Source organism: Burkholderia sp. Ac-20345 (genome assembly GCF_017104825.1).
GTDB lineage: Bacteria > Pseudomonadota > Gammaproteobacteria > Burkholderiales > Burkholderiaceae > Burkholderia > Burkholderia lata_B.
This window is the reverse complement of sequence record NZ_JAAGPO010000098.1, coordinates 1-18,137: the sequence shown is the minus strand read 5'-3', so window position 1 is coordinate 18,137 and position 18,137 is coordinate 1. Positions and strand designations below refer to the sequence as shown.

Here is an 18,137-nt window from a genome sequence, read left to right as displayed (position 1 = left end):
CCTGCTGAAGAAATGGTCGGCCGATTGTTCGCCCATCGTCAGGCACAGGCGGCCCGCGAGCCCTTCAATGCAAGACGCCCGACGCGATGCATCGGGCGCAAAGGTGACCGACAACGGTCGATTCAAGACTCATCTTGTGCCGCAGATGCGGGGAGCAGTGCTACCCCGCACGGCCCGTGCAGATGGCGCTCAGTTCGTGGGTTGAAACAACAACCTTGCTTGCCCCGTGTTGTCACCGCAGTAGTCGTCGCTCACGTAGGCGGAGACATTTATGGCGGCCCCGGTCATCTCGACGATGGTCGGGCGCGCCGTGGCAGTGCCGCCCCACCGAATGCTACCGAAGCCGCCTTGTATGATCGCCGTGTCGATGTTGCAGCCATGCTCCAGCGCGCCGCCGCCGCAACTCATCGTATTCGCAATAAGCGAAACGGCATATCGGCCCGGTGCGAGCGCGAGCTTGGCCGGCGTACCGCCGGACACTGTTCCGACATAGCTGGAAAGGCAATTGGCCCGCGCGTCGAGCACGACGCTCGTCGCCGCGTCGCACATCAAGGGAACCATGGCCGCAAGTGCGGCAGTGATCAGTTTGTTGCGCATCAATCGAGTTCTCTCAGTGTTTGTTGATTGATATTTGCCCGGTGCCGCCGGAAGCGCATGCGGCCGCCTCGTTTCTCCAACGTCCGTCACGCTTCGCCTGAAGACAGGACGGGCAGGGAGAATCGGTGGCGTGCATTCCGGCCGAGATCGGGCGGGTGCGGAAGAGGAGCCGTTTCATGCCTCGCAGCGTCCCGCGTTCCATTGCGCAAGATCCGGCGTACTGCGCAGGCTGTCGTCCATTACGAATGCCTGCCTTTTGCATGACGCCCTCCTTACTTTCGCTATAACGGCAGGTCTGGCGCCGAATTTAGGTCGAGTTCGCATCGGGTCTTCTAGCCCGAACACACGGGCAACGGATGCGAACGACCGGTTGCTGTCGGCGAGCTGCCGGACGATCGGTACGATCCACCGAATTCCGAACGTGCGAGTCGAGGACACGTCGTGTCGTACGTCGGCCACTGTCACACGTCGAGTGCCGCGCCGACCGCAACGCACTGGCCGCCCATTCACGCGAGCGACGCGAATTGCCCGGTTTTGCCGAATCTGTTCATCGTTTCGAATCGATCGAGCATCGCTAGAATCAACGCGTTTCGGGGCAAAGTCCTGTCGGCAGCGGCGGGCGTGCGTTCCCGACATGCATGAAATCGACCAAGGCCGGCCATGAATAACTGGAAGTTTGTCCCCGTTGAAAGTCTCGTGAGCGAGGAAGCGCTGACCCGCGCGCAAGCGTTCGATCTCGATCGGCACGTCGTCGAGACGACGGTGCGCGGGCTCACGTTCCGCTGGCTCGCGCCGAGCAAGCGACTCCTCTGGATGGCGGCAGGGCTGGAGTACATCGAACCGGAGCTGCTGGACTGGATCGACCGGCTGCCGCCCGCATCCGTCTACTACGATTTCGGCGCGAGCAACGGGATCTTCGCGTTGTACGCAGCCAAACGCGGCCTGAAGGTGATCGCGATCGAGCCCGATCCGTCGAATTACTTCCTGCTGTCGTGGAACGCGTACCTCAACGCGCAGGACGGGCTCGACCTCCAGGCGTTCAACGTGGCGGCATCCGACCGGTTTGCGATCGACCGGCTGTTCATCCGCAAGATGGAGCTTGGCGCACACGAGAAGATCGTCGGCCAGCCGTCACTGGTGTCGGGCGAAACGTTCGCGCCGAACCACGTGCACACGATCCAGGTCGTCCATTTCGATCGCTGGCGCGAGCAGTTCGGCCTGCCGCAGCCCGAGTACGTGAAGATCGACGTCGACGGGCATGAGGTGCCGCTCATCGACGGTGCGACGCAGGGCCTGGGCGCGTGCAGGCAACTGCTGATCGAGATCGAGGACGCTAAGATGGACCTGCTCACGCACCGTCTCGGCGAGCTCGGTCTGACGCTCGCAAGCAAGCACCCGGTGCAGAACTACGCGGGATTGTGGAACTGTATCTTCGTGCGCTGATCACCGAGGCCCGCGGTAACGCGGGCCTCGCTCAAAATCCTGACAGATAGGCCTGACGGTCGACGGCGGTGCGGTACGCGCTGACGAACCCACGACGGCTCCATTGATCGCACGAGAAATCGTCGAAGCGGCACGACAGCGACAGCTTCCAGTCGGCGACGTCGCTGGTGAGCGTCCGGTGTACGAGATAGGGCGACATGAAGAGCACGTGCCCTGCGTCGATCTCGAGGTCGCAAGCCCCGTCGATGGTCTGGTCGTCGAGCACGTAGCCGCGGTCGGTCTGCTCGCCCGGCCAAAGCCCGCGCAGATGGCTTCCCGGGACGATGCGCAGCCCGGGCGCCCCTTTGCGCACGTCCGCGATCGACGTCCACGCGATCACGCCGCGTGAGGACGTCCCCATGCTCGGCCAGTCCTGGTGATACGGCAGCCCGTAGTTGTTGCCGATGCGATCGTTCGCCGTGTAGTGGGTGACGATCGGGCCCGTCTGCACCGGCATTGCAATGCCGAGGTGGCGGTCGAGCGCGGCCGTCAGTTCGGGCGAGCAGAAGAAGCGCTTCACGTCGACGTCTTCGGCGAGCAGCTTGATGATGTTGCGGTTGCGCGTCGTGTCGTCGCCGAATCTGGGAATGAAATGACGCTCGAACTTCGCGCGTACGTCCTTCATCAGCGATTGCAGCGCATCGTTTGCGACGATCGCGTAACCGAGTTCCCGATAATCGCCTGCGATCACGTCCATGCTGCGTCACCCTGAATGCCACTGATGGCTCGTGCCTGCGCGTAGCCGAACCCGCTCGCGCCGAAGCCGTCGCCGTTGTAGAACATGTACAGGCGCTCGCCGACCTGCACGACTTCCGGATACGCAACCATGAACGCATCCCAGCCGCCTGGCGACACGTCGAGCCCCGCATCGTCGTCGAGCCGGCGCCAGACGATGCCGTCGGTCGATTCGGCATAGCCGAGCCGGTAGCTGACCGACGAGCGCTCGCGGTAGCCGTCGTGACTACGCTTGCAGAACCACATCCGGTAAAGGCGACCGTCGAAATGTACCGATGCGCGTGCCAGCCCGCCTTCCTGGTCGTCGAGGTAGTCGATCGCGACACGGCCGCCGCGCGTCCAGTGAATGCCGTTGCGCGATTCCGCGTACTTCAGGTGGTAGCGCGCCTCGGGCTTGCCGTCGACCACGGCCCAGCCGGTGCACGACAGATACCAGTTGCGCCAGATCCCGTTCTCGATTCGCACGCAGGTCGTGCCACAGAAATGCGGCTCGTCGGCGGTACGATCCATCACCGGACCGTCGAACAGGCGCCGGTAACGTCGGCCGCCGTCCTCGCTGATCGCGAGGCCCACCGCGTTGTGATACGGAATCGTGTTGCGCACGTTCCAGCCGATGTAATACAGGTAGCGAACGCCATCGTGCTCGACGACCGACGACGGCATCGTACCGCAATCGTCGAACGTGCCGAGCGCGCCCGGCGGCAGGACCGGCTCCGGGTCGATGGCGACGATGTCGGCAGGCGCGCTCGCACGCACGGCCATGCTTGCGATTGCGCTGCGGTTGCCCGCGTCGCGGCTGCTGAACAGCAGTTGCAGCGTATCGCCGTCGACGCCTGCGACCGTCGGAATCTGCGCATGCGATTTCGCCCAGGGCAGTCGCGCATCGGGCGCGTAGATCCGCCCCTGCTTGTCCCACTGTATGCCGGCCATGGGTGCCCCTAGATTTTCAGGTCGGTGCTGGCCATCGCGAGCTTGACCGCAGGATTGCCCTTGTACACCGACCAGGGCTCGGTCGATTTCGTGATTGCGGCTGCCATCGCGACGAACGTGCCTTCGCCGATTGTTACGCCGTCGCGCAGCGTGGCGTTCACGCCCACGAAGCTGTGTGCGCCGATATCGCAATGGCCGGACATGACGACGTGCGAGGTCATCGTCACATGGTTGCCGACACGCCCGTGGTGCCCGATATGGTTGCCGCTCCACAGCACGACGTTGTCGCCGATGGTCGTGAACGGCTGCAGCGTGTTGTCTTCGAGGATGAAGCAGTTCTCGCCGATGGTGTTGTTGCACACGGTCGCGCGTGAGCTGACATAGCTGATCAGCGGATAGCCGAGTGCCTTGAGCTCGGTGAAGATTTTCTCGCGCTCGCGGTTCATCCGCTTCGGCGACATCGGGGCGAAGAAACTGAAGTCGCCGGGCGGATGGGATTCGACGACGTCTTCGAACGCAACTACGGGCAGGCCCTTGAACGTGCCGCTTTCCGGCAGGTACTGCCGGTTGACGCTGAATGCGGCTACCGTGTGCGGCGAGTCGTGCTCGAGGTAGTAGTGCGCAAGTTCCGCGTAGTCCTGCAGGCCGAACAGAATGACGTTTGCCATCAGTTGTGCTCCCTGTACACGTACGTCGTGTACTCGTAAAGCCCGTAGTCGTGCCGCACCACGTAATGGCGCGACAGCTCGCGCGACAGGAAGTGCGTCAGCTGCGTGACCGGCACGTGGAACAGGTCGTCGCGCTCCCAGTCGACTTCCTTCGACATCACGTTGAACGCGATGCCCTTGCGCGCCTTCGGGAACACGACGCGCAACACGCGCGAGAAATAGTCGAACATCTCGTCGTAGCCGAGTTCGCGCTTTTCGGTGAAGACACCGTTCATCACGATGTAGTCGTATTCGCCGAGCCGGTCCGGCTCCGCGAGCACGTCGATACACTGGTATTCGTTGTCCGGGTACTTGCGTCGTGACAGGTCGCAGAACGCCTGGGACGCATCGAGCCCGGCATAGCTCAGGCCGTCGATGCCGCGATCCAGCATGTACTGGTACAGATGCGACGCCCCGCAACCGAAATCGAGCAGCGTGGCGGGCGCCGGGCCGGGCCTCACGAGGTCGAGCATCACGCGATATCGCGTGGCGGCATCTTCGGCGTTGGGCCAGTCCACGCCGCGATGGGTATCGCCGTGGCGCTCGAGGCATGCCTCGTAGTGACGGATGAGGGTGGTGTGGAGATCGTCTTTCATGACAGGGTGGCGCCGGCAAGCAGATGGTCGATCGATGTGTCGTCGTTGCACATCAGCACGTCGATGATCGACAGCGCCGGAACGAACGCGCCGCGAACAGGCGTATATGGCGCGAGGCCGGGTGTCAGGAACTTCAGTTTCAGGCCGGCGGCGGCGAAGGCCTGCGGGTCGTACAGCTCCTGCCCGCCTGCCGGGTTCACGTAGATGGCTGCGTGCTCTTGCCGGCCGATGTCGATGATGCGCGCCTGGGCCTTCAGATCCGCGTTCTCGTAGCGTCGCGACGTCGCGACGATCTTCGTGTTGAGCCGCAGGTGGTCGCGCAGTGCGATCAGGCCGTGCAGCAGGTAATCGGCGAGGTTGGACGCATCGTGCATCACGATACGTTCGACGAGCGGAAATACGCGTGCGAAATGCGGTGAGCGTGCGTAGCTCTGATGGATCGTGCGCAGGATCCGGGGGCGCCATGTTGCGTCGTCCGCCACGTCGATGTCGCAGATCCGCCGGTTCTGGCTCGCCTGCCTGAGCGGCATGGTGATCATGTGCGGCGCGCCGTTGACGTTGATGCGGTTGCGATTGATCCAGCCGCGATTGATGAAGTTCACGTCGTCGAACATGACGAACGTGTCGACGCAGGCCATCAACTGGAAGTAGCCGACGTACGGAAAGAAGTACGGCTGCATGACGGCCAGCCGGCGTTCAGCTTGCATGTTGCCTCAGACCTGCCTCTGTCAGCACGATATCGATGATCCGGTCCTGGTCGCGGGCGGTGAGCGCCGGGTAGATCGGCAGGCACAGCACCTGATGCGAGATGTCGCTGGCGACGGGCAGGTTCGAGCGCGCCGCCGACGGCAGGCCGCGATAGGTCGGAAACTCGCTGATCAGCGGGTAGAAATACCGGCGCGCCGCGACGTTGTGCGCGCGCAGCGCATCGTAGACCGCGTCGCGCGTCACCGGGAAGTCGCGGGTGATGCGCACCGGAAAATACGAATGGTTGCGGGTGCTGTGCTCGGGAATCGGGGGGAGCAACAGGCCCGGCACGTTCTGCAAGGCTGCCCGGTAACGTTCGTCCACGCGTGCGCGGCCGTCGGCGATCCGGTCCATGTGTTCGAGTTGCAGCAGGCCGAATGCCGCCTGCACCTCGTTCATCTTGCCGTTGATGCCGGGGCCGATCACCGTCACTTCGTCGACGAAGCCGAAGTTCTTCAGGTGATCGATGCGACGCTTCGTCTTCGCGTCGCGGCTGATGAGCGCGCCACCTTCGAACGTGTTGAAGATCTTGGTGCCGTGAAAACTGAGCACGGACATGTCGCCGAATTCGAGTACCGAGCGGCCATGGCGGCGCACGCCGAACGCGTGTGCGGCGTCGTAGAGCACGCGCAGGCCGTAGGTGTCGGCGATCCGTTCGATCGCATCGACGTCGCACGGGTAGCCGTAGACATGCACGGGCAGGATCGCGGTCGTCTGCGGCGTGATCGCCGCTTCGATGCGCGCGGGATCGAGGTTCATCGTCACCGGGTCGATATCGACGAACACGGGACGAATGCCGTTCCAGTGCAGCGCGTGCGTGGTGGCGACGAAGCTGAACGGCGTCGTGATGACCTCGCCGGTGATCTTCATTGCCTGCAGCGCGGTGATCAGCGCAAGCGTCGCATTGGAAAACAGCGAAATGTGCTCGACGCCCAGGAATTCGCAGAGCGCTCGTTCGAGCTCCGCATGGAAGCGGCCGCCGTTGGTGACGACCTTGCTCTCCCAGATCTGGTTCAGATACGGGAGAAACTCGTCGAGCGGAGGCATGTAGGGCTGTGTGACGGGTATGAGCTTGTCCATGATCCTGTCCCGAAGTCGTACGTGTCGAGCGCAAATGCGCACGCCGGTGATCGTGCGAACACTCTAGCGGGCGCGATGCCCGCACGATCGATCGAGCAGGCGGCGGTTTGCGAGCCAATTCATGGAAATGCCGCGGTTCGCTCGTGGGGCCGGCCGTGACACACGGAGCCGGCTCGGCCGATTACCCGGCCGCTTGTTCGACCGACACCGACGCCGGCTGGTCAGGCAGGACCGCATCGAACGAGACCGGCGCATCGCCCGCGCACCAGCGGCGCCACATCATCCGCAACGCGACCGACAACCCTTGCGCGACGACGTCCGGATGGAACGGCGCCGACGCGAGGCAGCGCTCGCGCAGGCCGCTGCGCAGCGTTTGCAGCGTGTCGAGATCGTCGGCGAGCGCGATGGCCTTGCGAACGAACTCGTCCTTGTCGTGTGCGATGAAGGTATCGAGATCGACCCGCCTGAGCCAGCTGGCTGAGCCTCGGGTCGGGATCGATTGCCCGGCGATCGTCACGGTCGGCACGCCCATCCACAGCGCGTTGAGCGTCGTCGTCGAGCCTGCGTACGGGAATGTGTCGAGGCAGATGTCGACGCGGTGATGCTGCTGCAGATAGACAGGAATGGTCGCGCGCGGCTGGAACGTCAGGCGCGCGGGATCGATGCCTTCGGCCGCGAACCAGCCGGCGATCGTGTCGCGGTCGCGATCCTGCTCGATCGCGCCTATCACCATCTTCGCGTCGGGCTTCGAACGCAGCACCGAAGCCCACAGCGCGATCACGTCCTGGCGCAGCTTGTTGAGCCGGTTGAAGCTGCCGTAGGTGACGTAGCCGTTGTGCAGCGCCGGCAAGCCGTTGACGGGCGGGCAGTTCACCGGCGGCAAGTAAGGCGCGAGCGCGGGCATGCGAACGATCTTCTCGACGAACTGGTCGTCCAGCTCGCCGGCTGGCGTGACGATGCTGTCGCTCAGGTAGTAGTCGATCGTGCTCATGCCGGTCGTGCCCGGGTAACCGATCCACGATGCTTGCAGCGGCGCGGGTTTGCGCGCTAGCGCGACCAGGCGGTTGCGGCCAGTGTGGCCGGAGAGGTCGATCAGGATGTCGATGCGATCGTTGCGGATCTGTTCGGCAAGCGCGACGTCACCCAGCATCGTCACGGGCCGCCACGTAGTGGCGTGCGCGCGCAGCTTGGCGGTGACGTGATCTTCAATCACGTAGTTGTAGTAGAAGTGCAGCGACAGGCTGGGGTCGCGGCTCAGGTGTTCGACGACGGGCAGCAGATAGTGTGCGACTGCGTGGTTCAGCAGGTCGCCGGACACGAAGCCGATCCGCAGCGGGCGTTCGGGATCGCGCGAATTGGCGTATTTTTTCGGCAGTGCGTGCCGTTCGTACCGTTTGCCGAATGCACGATGTTCCTTGAGCAGCATCTCCGGCGAATGGGTGTCGTCGTGAATCAGGCTGAACAGCATCGAACTGTGCGACACGAAGTCGTTCGGATCGATTTCGATGGCGCGCCGCAGCCACGGAACCGCTTCCTGCGCGGCGCCCTGGTCCAGCAGCACGAAGCCGAGTGCACCGTTGGCCGATGCCGAATGCGGCGCCAGTTCGACGGCACGCCGGCAGGCCGCGACGGCTTCCTGCTGGCGTCGCAGCCCGTGCAGCGCGATGCCGAGGAGACGGTGCGCCTCCACGCTCGCCGGCTGGGTGGCAATGATTACGCGGCACTGGACTTCCGCTTCCTGGAGCCGGGTCATGAGCCGCAGCGTATCCGCGAGCAGCGTCCGCAACAGGAGGTCGCCGGGCAGGCTTTCGAGTGCGCGATAGGCGATGTCGATCATCTCGGCGTATTGCAGGTTCCGATACAGCGAAACCGCCAGGGCGCGCAGGCACGCTCCGTCGTCAGGATAGTCGGCGACGAGCTGGTGTGCGAGCGCGAGTGCTTCTGCCGATCGCTTCTTGTCGAAGAGAGCGGCGTGCTTCTGCAGTTTGTGCGGCGGCGCCTTGCGCACCGGTTCGGCGGGTACGTCCCCTTTACCGTTTCCGTCGGGTTGAGGCCGGGGCTGGGACGAAATGTTCAGGGTGATGCCGGCCGCGCTGTCCGGGACGCCCGGGCCCGCGGCGGGCGCCGTGGGGAACGTCACGGTTGGCGTGGCCATTTGCGAAATCAGGCCGTCCAGTGCGGGGCCGTGTACGCCACGTTGCTGAGCCATTTCGACGGCGACCCATGCCGCGGGCATCTGGTCCGCGCGGTACAGCGCGTTGATGTAGCTGATCCAGCATTGGCCGTTGTCCGGATTGGCTCCGAGCGAGGTCTCGAAGCGTGGAATCGCGTCGCCCGCCCGCCCCGCGTCGACCAGCAGCACCGCGAGGTTGTAGTTCGCCTCCGCATGTGCCGGGATGGCGTCGAGAATGGCTTCGTACAGTGCTTTCGCATCGTCGAATGCACCGTCGTGATGGCGCGCGATGGCATTCTGCATGACGAGCGCGATATCTTGCTCGAACTGCTGCTCCGGGCTGAGCGTGGTGCGATCGGACGAGTCGAGTGGAAGCATGGCGGGAGACGCGGTTGTTCGATGTTCGCCATTATCGGCAACGGGCGGTCGTGCCGAACGCGCGAGATAGTGCCAAAAGCGCGGCCAATTCCGCCGATTGGGCAAGCGTGGCACGGCTGGGCGGCGGCGTGTCGGGTGGGCAAAAAAACGCCCGCACGAGGCGGGCGGAGGCGAACGAGCACGCCCTCACATCAGCGTGTAGTTCTTGTTATCAGGTTGGTGCGCCGGTGATGGCGCGGTGCCGGTCTCGCGTCAGCGGCTTGCGATGTTCTGGTACTGGCCGACGGCCTGTACACGGCCCATCGCCGCCTGGTATTCGTCGGTCAGTTCCTGCTGCGCACGTTGCGCGTTGGCGAAGATACGGTCGTTGCTGGTCTGCATGCGGCGGATTGCGGCGATGCCGGCGGGTGGTTGAACGGCCGCGAGCATCGCGACGAGCGTCCAGCGCGCGTCGACGAGGCGCACCGCTTCGGCCCAGTCGGCCATCGCGGCCGCGTGTTCGATCGCGTCGGTGAGCGCGTCGAGCTGGGCAATCAGTTCGGTCTGTTCCATCCTGGCTCTCCTGTCCGGCTAGCGGTCAGCCCTTGTTGTTCGACATCGCGCCGGCGCTGTTCGTGCCACCGAACAACTGCGTCAGGTACTGCGAGTTGCTGTTCATCGTCGCCATCAGCGTGTTGAGCGCGGTGAACTGCGCCTGGTACTGGCTGGTCAGTTGCGCCGCGTAGTTCGACAGGCTCGTCTGCTGCGTGGTGACGCTCTTCAGGTCGTTGTTGAGCGCCGTCGTGCGCGCGGCGATCAGCCCGTTCGTCTGCGTGTAGTTCGTGATGTCGGCCGTCAGCTGCTGGCCGATCCCGTTCGTCGAATTGAACAGCGACGCGACGCCCGTCGGGTTGCTCTGCAGCGCGGTGTTGAGCGCCGTGCTGTCGACCTGCAGCGTGCCGTCGGCCTGCAGCGTGACGCCGATCGACGCGAGGTTGACCGTCGAGCCGCTGCCTTTCACGCCGCTCGCGACGACCGATGCGAGCGCGTTGCGGATCGTGTTCAGCGTCGAGTCGCCGAGCAGCGGGCCTTGCGACGATGCGCCGGACGTGAAGCTCGACAGCGAGCCCATCGTCGTGACGAGCGTGTTGTAGAGCGTCACGAAGTTGTTGATCGCCGAGGCCTGGCTCTTCGTGTCGGTGGCGACGGTCAGCGTCTGCGTCGAGCCGACCGAGGCCGAGGTCAGGTTCAGCGTGACGCCGGTGATCGCGCTCGACACGGTGTTGCTCGCGCTCGTCGCGGCGATGCCGTTGATCGTGAACGTGGCGTCCTGCGCGGCCGTGCTTTGCTTCCAGGCGGCGCTGTTGTTCGCGGACGTAAAGGTCGACTGGCCACCCGTCGTGCTGGCCGTCGACGTGACGCCGAGGCTGGACAGGCCGTTGTCGCCGGACACGTTGCTGACCGCGACGCTGATCGCGTTCGCCGCGCCGGTCGGCGTCGAGCTGAGCACGAGGTGCGCGCCGTCGCTGCCGTTGACGACCGACGCGACGATGCCCGGGTTGCCGGTCGTGTTGTTGATCGCGGCGGCGATGCCGGACAGCGTGTTGTTGGTGCTGTCCACGTTGACCGTGAACGACTGGCTGCCGAGCGACAGCGTCATCGTGCCGGTGCCGAGCGCCGTCGACCCGCCGAACGCGGCCGACGACAGCGACTGCGACGTCGCGATCTGCGTAACGCCGACCGAATAGCTGCCGGCGACGGCGCCGGCGCCCGCCGTCGCGGTCAGGCCGGTGCCGCTCGCGGTGGCGGTGAAGGTGTTCTGCAGCGAGCCGTTCGACAGCGTCGTGAGGCCGGCCTGGAGTGCGCTCAGCGCGGCCGAAAGGGCGCCGTACGCGGAAATCTGGGTGTTGTCGCTGGTCTGCTGCGCGTTGAGCGCGGCGGCCTGACCGGCGGTCTTCGCATTGACGAGTGCCGTCACGAGCGAGTTGACGTCCATCGACGAGTTGCCGGTCGAACCGCTGATGATCGATTGGGCAGCTTGCTGCAGCGCGCTGTTGGCCGAATTGTTGGCGGCGGTGACGGCGGGATTGATCGTCGACATCGTAGTGCTCCGTGCGGCGGGTGATCCGTGAACTTCGAGGGGAAGGCCTGGTCGCGGGGCAGGGCCCCGCGTACCAAGCGCTTGCGGCCGGGCCGCGCGTTACGCGGGGCCCGGCCGTGGGTTGCTACTCGATTACTGCAGGAGCTTCAGGACCTGCTGCGGCAGCGAGTTTGCCTGTGCGAGCACCGAGATGCCAGCTTGTTGCAGCACCTGGTTCTTCGACATGTTCGCCGTTTCCTGCGCGAAGTTCGCGTCGGTGATCTGCGACTGTGCCGACGACAGGTCGGTCGATTCTGCCTGCTGCGCCGTTGCGATTGCCGTGAAACGGTTTTGCGCAGCGCCCAGTTGTGCCTGAACGTTGTTCACCGTTTGCAGCGCGTTGTCGATCGACACCATCGCGACGTTTGCACCGCTGACCGTGCTGATGTCGAGGTTCGACACGGTCTTCGGCGTGTTGACGGCGTTGATCTGTGCAATTGCGTTGGTGATCGCGGTCTGCTGTGCTGCGGTGGTGCCTGCACCGGTGACGCCCGAGCCCAGCGCGAGTGCGCCGACTGCCGTACCCGTGCCTGCCGTCGCGTTCGAACCGAACACTGCCGTTGCTGCGGCCGACGAGATGGCCTGGCCGTTCTGGTCCGAGAACGTGTAGCCGCCCTGGCCGTCGGAAGTCACGTTGATCGCGGTGATCGCTGCGCCCGAGCCGGTGTACGCGCCAGCGGCCGTGAGCGACAGGCCCGTGACCGTACCGACCGTCTGGCCCTTCTGCACCAGGCCGCCGCCGATCTTCGCAGCCGACATGCTTTGGCTCAGGTCCAGCGAAATCGTCTGGCCGACGTTCGCGCCGACCTGGAACGACACGATGCCTGCCGAGCCGTCGAGAATGTTCGTGCCGTTGTACGTCGTTTGCGACGCGATACGGTTCACTTCCTGAATTTGTTGCGCAACTTCTTGTTGCAGTGCTGCCTGGTCGGTCGAGGACATCGTGCCCGTCGATGCCTGGACGGCCAGCTGGCGGATACGTTGCAGGCTGTTCGTCAGCGACGACAGTGCGCTCGATGCCGTTTGAATCATCGACACGCCGTCGTTCGCGTTCGACACGCCCTGGTTCAGACCGTTGATCTGGGTCTGCATCCGGGTCGAGATCGCCAAGCCTGCTGCGTCGTCTGCCGCGCTGTTGATACGCTTGCCCGACGACAGGCGGGTGATTGCCTGCGACAGGGCGTTTTGCGAGCCGTTGAGGTTCTGCTGTGCAACCAGCGAGTTGATGTTGCTGTTAATTCCGAGCATGGAAAATTCTCCTGTTTAAGCCGAAAGCCCTGGAAAGCCGTTTTGGCGTCGGCGGAAGCACTCGTTCATTGCTGGCCGCCTCAGAGCAGGATTTCGGCGCACCAAAACAAAACTTGAGGGGCACATTGAGATTCGTCCCGATTTTTTATCCTTCTTTGTCATTTCGGACGGGCCCGGCGTGACGCCGGACGGGTAGGGCCAGAAAGTGGCCCAGCCACGCAGTCGTTCGCCTGTGAAGAGGCGGCTGACAAAAGGGTGGTTTTGTCTGTGATTCCCTGCTATGATGGCGGGCTGAATTGAGATTTCTGTCAAGCCTCTGCCGTTTTCGGCATGTCTGCTGGCAGTCAAACGCGGCGCTGCACGCGGCTTGTGAAGCGTACTCGCGGTGCTTTCCGCCTCTCTTTTCCGGCCTCCGAGGCCGTATTTCCGCTCGTTTCGCCTGTTTGTGGGGACGCTCGGATGGCCGGTGCGTGGCGCTTGGCCGCTACGTTTTTGACCGTTTAAGCAATTTAGGAACGACATGACGACGATTCTTCTGAAAGAAAACGAGCCGTTCGAAGTGGCGATTCGCCGCTTTCGCCGTGCTATCGAAAAAAATGGCCTGATCGCTGAACTGCGCGAACGCCAGTCCTACGAAAAGCCGACCGCAGTCCGCAAGCGCAAGAAGGCAGCAGCCGTCAAGCGCCTGCACAAGCGCCTGCGCAGCCAGATGCTGCCGAAGAAGCTCCACTAAGAGCGTCTTACGGTTCGCCGCGAAACGGCGGAGTGAGCTTCGAAAGAAGCCGCTCCGCCGTTTTGCTTTTGGGCTCCGGGAAAATCCCGAGGCCGCTGCGTGTCGGCCGTCCCGGCCGATAGCCGGCGGTGTGCGGCCGCCGGCCTGCCGTTCAGAAGTCGATCTTCGCGCTCAGGCTCACCGTGCGCGGGTCGCCCGGCTTCACGTAGTCCGCGTACTGGTATTCCCAGTAGCGGCGGTTCAGCACGTTGTCGATCGACGCGCGCAGCGTCACGTCGTGGCGGCCGACCCGCGTCAGGTAGCGCGCGCCCGCATTGACGACGAGAAAACCCGGCGCGTCGAGGCCGCCGGCCGCGCGCAGCGGCGTCGCGCCGGTGAATTTCGCATCGACGCCGAGCGTCAGCCCCGGCACGCCGGGCACCGCATAGCCGATGTCGCCGGCGAGCACGAAACGTGGCGCGCCCGCGACACGGTTGCCGTTGTTGCCGATCCCGTTCGCATACCACGCATCGAGCACCATCGCGTCAACGCCCGCGTTCCAGCGCGCGCCGAATTTCGCGCGGGCACCGAACTCGATCCCCTGGATGATCGATTCGCCGTCCTGCACGTAGACGTTCGCGGCGTTCGCATACTCGGCGCTGCGCTCGATCCGGAACAGTGCGGCCGTCGCGCTCCAGCGCGCGTGCTCGCTCTTGATCCCCAGCTCGTATTGCTTGCTGCGCAGCGGCTTGAGCACCTGGCCGGCGTTCGCGTAGACATCGTTCACGCGGCTGCCGGGCTCGAGCGATTCGGCGTAGCTTGCGTACGCGGTGGTGGTCGGCGCGAGCTTGAGCATCACCGCGAACGTCGGCGTCACGACGCCGTTCTGGCGGTAGCCGGGATCCTCGGCGCCGCTCGCCTGGAACGAGCGCTGCTCGTAGTTCATGTAGCGCACGCCGGCGAGCACCGACCAGCGCTCGGTGAGCTGCACGGTGTCGCTCGCGAACAGCGATTTCTGCACGATCTCGCTCGTGCGGTACTGGACGAAGCCGTGCGGACTCTCGTAGCGATACGGGTTTGGTGCATACAAGTTGCCGGCGCCGAGCGGCACGAACACGCTGTTCGCCGAATAGTCGTTCGCCTGCTTCTGCCACGACGCGCCGACCACGATCTGGTGGCTGAACGGGCCCGTGCGCACCTTGCCCTCGACCATCGCGCGCCACTGGCTGAAGCGGTGATCCTCCATCCCGACGTAGCGGCTGTCGGTGTAGTTGCCGGCCATGTCCTGCAGGTACAGCGTGCTTTCGTTGCGGCGGCGCGTCGCCTTGCTGTAGCTGTACGCGACGTCGAGCAGCCAGTCGGGCGCGAGCTGGTATTGCAACCCGGCCGTATAGAGCTGCAGGTTCGTGTTCAGGTACTGGTCCTTGCCGCCGAGGTTCGTCGTGCCGCCGCTGATCGTCGCGGGCAGCGCGCCGCCCGGATAGCTGCCGGTGAAGATCGACGGCGTCTGGCCCGTCGTGCGGCGGTCCTGGTACAACGCGCCGAACGTCACCGACAGGTCGCGCGTCAGGTTCGCCTGCAGCGCGAGCGATACGCTGTCGCGGCGGATGTTGCCGTCGTTGTACGTTTTGCCTTCTTCGTGCGTCGCGTTCAGCCGCGCGCCGAACATGCCGTTCGGCCCGAAGCGCTGGCTGAGATCGACGTGCTCGGTCCACACGTTGGTGCTCCGGTAGCCGACGTCGACGCTGCGCACGGGTTCGACGCCGGGCTGCTTCGTCACGTAGTTGACGACGCCGCCGGGCGTCACGAAGCCGTACAGGAAACCGCCGAGCCCCTTCAGCAGCTCGACGCGATCGAGCTGTTCGTACGGCATCGTGATCCCGTACGTGACGAACGGTAGCCCGTCGATCTTGTAGCCGTTCTGCCAGTCGAGCTGCATGCCGCGCACGGTCATGTAGCTGGCCCACGCGCTGTACGCGCCGCTGTTGTCGGACACCGATGCGTCGTTCGCGAACACGTCGCCGAGCTTGTACGGCTGGCGTGCCTCGAGCTCCTCCGACGTGACGATCGTCGTCGAGAACGGCGTGTCGAGCTGGCGGCGCGTGCCGAGCGCGCCGGTGGAGATCGTGTCGGTCAGGTGCTGCGGCGAATCATGCGCGGCCGTGACATTGACGGCCGGCAGCACCGAAGCGCCGCCGGGCGAATCGTCCGCGTGCGCGAGCGATGCGGCAAGGCAGGCGAGGGCGGCGGCCACACGACGTGGACGGACGGGAGGGCGGGTGAGGCTGGCGGTCATGGCGGATAAGTAAAAATGCAAGTAAGAATCATTCGCATTGCGATAAAATGTCGCGCATCGTATCAAAACCCGTCGAACGCGCAACAATTCCATGCCGCGTGCAAGGGCATCCGGCCTCGCCAGTGGGGGCCGGCCGGCTCGTGCGCGGCGCCTGACCTCAAATGACCTGCATTCCGTTGAACCGGGGCCGTTCGTGCCGGCCCGCTTTCCCTTCGCGGTGCGCGCGATGAATGCGTTCCTGCGACCGTTTCTCGTCCGCCTGCATCGCTGGTTCGGCCTTGCGATCGCACTGTTCCTGTTCGTCGCGGGGCTGACCGGCGCGCTGATCGCGTGGGATCACGAGCTCGACGCGGCACTGAACCCGGACTTCTACATCGCCCGCAGCGATGCGGCGCCGCTTGATCCGCTCGCGCTCGCGGCGCGCATCGAGGCCGCTGACCCGCGCGTGCAGGTGACCTATCTGCCGCTCGCGGTCGAACCGGGGCATACGCTGCAGGCGGGCGTGATACCGCGCACCGATCCGGCAACCGGCCAGCCGTACGCGCTCGACTTCAGCCAGATATCCGTCGATCCCGCGACCGGCGCGGTGCAGGGCCGCCGCGAATGGGGCGCGCTGTCGCTCGCGCGGCTCGACCTGATGCCGTTCATCTACCGGCTGCACTACTCGCTGTTCCTGCCCATGTATGGCGGGATCAACTTCGGGTTCTGGGTGATGGGCGTCGTCGGCATCGTGTGGGCGATCGACTGCCTGATCGCGCTGGTGCTCGCGTTTCCGAACCTGAAGAGCTGGCGCAAGTCGTTCGCGTTCCGCGTGCAGCGCGGCGGCTACCCGCTGGTATTCGACCTGCACCGCTCGGGCGGCGTGTGGGTGTGGGGGCTGCTGCTGGTCGTCGCGATCACGTCGATCTCGATGAATCTCGCCGTTCCCGTCGTGCGGCCGCTGGTATCGCTGGTGTCGCCGCTCGCCGAGACGCCGTACACGAATCCCGAACACTTCCCGCCCGCCCCGCCGGGCAGCAAGATGCTGCCGCGCGAGCGGATCGTCGAGATCGCGCGCTCGGCCGGTCGCGACGCGGGGATCGCCGCGCCGCCCGGCGCGCTGCTGTTCGCGCCGGCGATGAATGCCTATGCGGTCGGGTTCTTCACGCCCGGCAACGATCACGGCGACGTCGGGCTCGGCAACGCGTGGCTTTACTGGGATGCGGTGACCGGCAAGCCCGTCGCCACCCAGGTGCCGGGCCGCGGCTCGGCCGGCGACCTTTTCATGCAGGCGCAGTTTCCGCTGCACTCGGGGCGGATCGCCGGCGTTGCGGGCCGCGCCGCGGTGAGCGTGCTCGGTATCGTCATTGCGATGCTGAGCGTGACGGGCGTCTGTATCTGGGTGAAGAAGCGCAGCGCCCGCGTGCGGGCCGCGCGCAGCGCGCGGGCGGTTGCGCCGGTGTCGTCGCGCGCCGCGAGGTGAGTGGTTGCGCGTCGCGCCACGCTTCGTGAGCGGTGCGCGGGCGTCGCAACCGGCACAGGGCCGCGGCGAACGATGGGCGGCCGGCGGATACCCGCGGCGTCAGCCCGCCTTGCGCCGGCGTGCCGGCTGCTTGCCGCCGAGCGCCGCGCATTGTGCGTGGCACGGGCAGCCGACCTCGTGATCGTTGACCATGCCGGTGGCCTGCATCAGCGCATAGCAGATCGTCGAACCGACGAACTTGCAGCCGTACGCCTTCAGCGCCTTGCTGAGCGCGTCGGACTGTTCGGTCGACGCGGGCGCGTCGCGGTACGACTGCCACGCGTTCTGGATCGGCGTGCCGCCGACGAACGACCACAGGAACGCGGCGAGCGACCCGTGCTCTTCGCGGATGCGCTGCACGGCGCGCGCATTGGTGACCGCCGATTCGACCTTCGCGCGGTTGCGCACGATGCCCGGGTTCTCCAGCAGCTTCTCGATGCGCTTCGGCGTGAAGCGCGCGACGGCGTCGACGTCGAAATCCGCAAAGGCTTCGCGATAGCCCGCGCGCTTGTTCAGGATCGTCGACCACGACAGCCCGGCCTGCGCCCCTTCCAGGATCAGCATTTCGAACAGGTGGCGATCGTCGTGCGACGGCACGCCCCACTCGGTATCGTGATAGTGAGCATCCGCTTCCGTCTTCACCCAGTTGCACCGCTGCGACATCGTCTGCCTCGTTTTCAGTGTCGATTCGATCGCGTCAGCATAGCGGAAGCCCTTTTCACGGAACAGCAGGCCGAACGGCAGATGGGCGCGCGGCGCCGATCCGGTTAAGCTTGGCGCCTGTTCGAATCAGCGGGATGAAGGCATGGCGGCATTACTTTTTGCGATCGGCATCA

At 65.0% G+C, this 18,137-nt stretch carries 16 protein-coding genes; 3 read left to right on the top strand and 13 right to left on the bottom strand.

What is annotated here, in order from left to right:
* Positions 1-189 precede the first annotated feature (189 nt).
* The gene (locus G3O06_RS28890) at positions 190-597 is read right to left on the bottom strand and encodes a hypothetical protein (RefSeq protein WP_174916716.1); all 408 of its coding nucleotides are present in this window, start codon (positions 595-597) and stop codon (positions 190-192) included.
* A 660-nt stretch (positions 598-1,257) separates the two neighbouring features.
* Between G3O06_RS28890 and G3O06_RS28885 the strand changes: the two genes are divergently transcribed.
* Positions 1,258-2,040 (top strand): FkbM family methyltransferase, encoded by a 783-nt coding sequence (locus tag G3O06_RS28885; RefSeq protein WP_174916715.1) that lies wholly within the window; start codon positions 1,258-1,260, stop codon positions 2,038-2,040.
* 31 nt (positions 2,041-2,071) lie between these two features.
* Here G3O06_RS28885 and G3O06_RS28880 read toward each other — a convergent pair whose 3' ends face one another.
* From G3O06_RS28880 to G3O06_RS28835, 10 genes are all read right to left on the bottom strand, one after another.
* A complete protein-coding gene (locus tag G3O06_RS28880) occupies positions 2,072-2,776 on the bottom strand; it encodes a phytanoyl-CoA dioxygenase family protein (protein WP_174916714.1) in 705 nt (234 codons plus the stop codon).
* Positions 2,767-3,744, bottom strand: coding sequence for a hypothetical protein (locus G3O06_RS28875; RefSeq protein ID WP_174916713.1), 978 nt, complete (start codon positions 3,742-3,744; stop codon positions 2,767-2,769). Before G3O06_RS28875 ends, G3O06_RS28880 begins: the two co-directional genes overlap by 10 nt.
* An 8-nt stretch (positions 3,745-3,752) precedes the next feature.
* Positions 3,753-4,412 carry an acetyltransferase gene (locus G3O06_RS28870; RefSeq protein WP_205818278.1) on the bottom strand — a complete coding sequence of 220 codons (660 nt, stop codon included), beginning with the start codon at positions 4,410-4,412 and terminating at the stop codon, positions 3,753-3,755.
* Positions 4,412-5,047, bottom strand: coding sequence for a class I SAM-dependent methyltransferase (locus tag G3O06_RS28865; RefSeq protein WP_205818277.1), 636 nt, complete (start codon positions 5,045-5,047; stop codon positions 4,412-4,414). Before G3O06_RS28865 ends, G3O06_RS28870 begins: the two co-directional genes overlap by 1 nt.
* Entirely contained in the window at positions 5,044-5,754 is a 711-nt protein-coding gene (locus G3O06_RS28860) for a WbqC family protein (RefSeq protein WP_241020297.1), read from the bottom strand. The genes G3O06_RS28865 and G3O06_RS28860 overlap by 4 nt, the downstream gene beginning before the upstream one ends.
* Positions 5,744-6,874, bottom strand: coding sequence for a DegT/DnrJ/EryC1/StrS family aminotransferase (locus G3O06_RS28855; RefSeq protein ID WP_174916710.1), 1,131 nt, complete (start codon positions 6,872-6,874; stop codon positions 5,744-5,746). Before G3O06_RS28855 ends, G3O06_RS28860 begins: the two co-directional genes overlap by 11 nt.
* A 181-nt stretch (positions 6,875-7,055) precedes the next feature.
* Positions 7,056-9,425, bottom strand: coding sequence for a tetratricopeptide repeat protein (locus tag G3O06_RS28850; protein ID WP_205818276.1), 2,370 nt, complete (start codon positions 9,423-9,425; stop codon positions 7,056-7,058).
* A 252-nt stretch (positions 9,426-9,677) separates the two neighbouring features.
* Positions 9,678-9,977 (bottom strand): flagellar protein FliT, encoded by a 300-nt coding sequence (locus tag G3O06_RS28845; protein ID WP_174916708.1) that lies wholly within the window; start codon positions 9,975-9,977, stop codon positions 9,678-9,680.
* A 25-nt stretch (positions 9,978-10,002) separates the two neighbouring features.
* Positions 10,003-11,505: a flagellar filament capping protein FliD gene (gene fliD, locus G3O06_RS28840; protein WP_205818275.1), complete on the bottom strand. Its 1,503-nt coding sequence runs from the start codon at positions 11,503-11,505 to the stop codon at positions 10,003-10,005.
* 132 nt (positions 11,506-11,637) lie between these two features.
* Positions 11,638-12,792, bottom strand: coding sequence for a flagellin (locus G3O06_RS28835; RefSeq protein ID WP_174916706.1), 1,155 nt, complete (start codon positions 12,790-12,792; stop codon positions 11,638-11,640).
* A 520-nt stretch (positions 12,793-13,312) separates the two neighbouring features.
* Here G3O06_RS28835 and rpsU point away from each other — a divergent pair.
* Positions 13,313-13,525, top strand: coding sequence for a 30S ribosomal protein S21 (gene rpsU / locus G3O06_RS28830; RefSeq protein WP_006401410.1), 213 nt, complete (start codon positions 13,313-13,315; stop codon positions 13,523-13,525).
* Positions 13,526-13,676: 151 nt separating this feature from the next.
* Here rpsU and G3O06_RS28825 read toward each other — a convergent pair whose 3' ends face one another.
* The gene (locus G3O06_RS28825) at positions 13,677-15,800 is read right to left on the bottom strand and encodes a TonB-dependent receptor (protein ID WP_205818274.1); all 2,124 of its coding nucleotides are present in this window, start codon (positions 15,798-15,800) and stop codon (positions 13,677-13,679) included.
* 226 nt (positions 15,801-16,026) lie between these two features.
* Between G3O06_RS28825 and G3O06_RS28820 the strand changes: the two genes are divergently transcribed.
* The gene (locus G3O06_RS28820; RefSeq protein ID WP_205818273.1) at positions 16,027-17,262 is read left to right on the top strand and encodes a PepSY-associated TM helix domain-containing protein; all 1,236 of its coding nucleotides are present in this window, start codon (positions 16,027-16,029) and stop codon (positions 17,260-17,262) included.
* A 99-nt stretch (positions 17,263-17,361) separates the two neighbouring features.
* Here the strand turns inward: G3O06_RS28820 and G3O06_RS28815 are convergent, their stop codons facing one another.
* On the bottom strand, positions 17,362-17,964 hold the full coding sequence (locus tag G3O06_RS28815; protein WP_205818272.1) for a DNA-3-methyladenine glycosylase I: 603 nt from the start codon (positions 17,962-17,964) through the stop codon (positions 17,362-17,364).
* Between the last annotated feature and the right edge of the window lie 173 nt (positions 17,965-18,137).

Coding starts and splice junctions, on each gene's coding strand:
- G3O06_RS28890 (WP_174916716.1), bottom strand. CDS start 597: ATGCGCAACAAACTGATCACTGCCGCACTTGCGGCCATGGTTCCCTTG.
- G3O06_RS28885 (WP_174916715.1), top strand. CDS start 1,258: ATGAATAACTGGAAGTTTGTCCCCGTTGAAAGTCTCGTGAGCGAGGAA.
- G3O06_RS28880 (WP_174916714.1), bottom strand. CDS start 2,776: ATGGACGTGATCGCAGGCGATTATCGGGAACTCGGTTACGCGATCGTC.
- G3O06_RS28875 (WP_174916713.1), bottom strand. CDS start 3,744: ATGGCCGGCATACAGTGGGACAAGCAGGGGCGGATCTACGCGCCCGAT.
- G3O06_RS28870 (WP_205818278.1), bottom strand. CDS start 4,412: ATGGCAAACGTCATTCTGTTCGGCCTGCAGGACTACGCGGAACTTGCG.
- G3O06_RS28865 (WP_205818277.1), bottom strand. CDS start 5,047: ATGAAAGACGATCTCCACACCACCCTCATCCGTCACTACGAGGCATGC.
- G3O06_RS28860 (WP_241020297.1), bottom strand. CDS start 5,754: ATGCAAGCTGAACGCCGGCTGGCCGTCATGCAGCCGTACTTCTTTCCG.
- G3O06_RS28855 (WP_174916710.1), bottom strand. CDS start 6,874: ATGGACAAGCTCATACCCGTCACACAGCCCTACATGCCTCCGCTCGAC.
- G3O06_RS28850 (WP_205818276.1), bottom strand. CDS start 9,425: ATGCTTCCACTCGACTCGTCCGATCGCACCACGCTCAGCCCGGAGCAG.
- G3O06_RS28845 (WP_174916708.1), bottom strand. CDS start 9,977: ATGGAACAGACCGAACTGATTGCCCAGCTCGACGCGCTCACCGACGCG.
- fliD (WP_205818275.1), bottom strand. CDS start 11,505: ATGTCGACGATCAATCCCGCCGTCACCGCCGCCAACAATTCGGCCAAC.
- G3O06_RS28835 (WP_174916706.1), bottom strand. CDS start 12,792: ATGCTCGGAATTAACAGCAACATCAACTCGCTGGTTGCACAGCAGAAC.
- rpsU (WP_006401410.1), top strand. CDS start 13,313: ATGACGACGATTCTTCTGAAAGAAAACGAGCCGTTCGAAGTGGCGATT.
- G3O06_RS28825 (WP_205818274.1), bottom strand. CDS start 15,800: ATGACCGCCAGCCTCACCCGCCCTCCCGTCCGTCCACGTCGTGTGGCC.
- G3O06_RS28820 (WP_205818273.1), top strand. CDS start 16,027: ATGAATGCGTTCCTGCGACCGTTTCTCGTCCGCCTGCATCGCTGGTTC.
- G3O06_RS28815 (WP_205818272.1), bottom strand. CDS start 17,964: ATGTCGCAGCGGTGCAACTGGGTGAAGACGGAAGCGGATGCTCACTAT.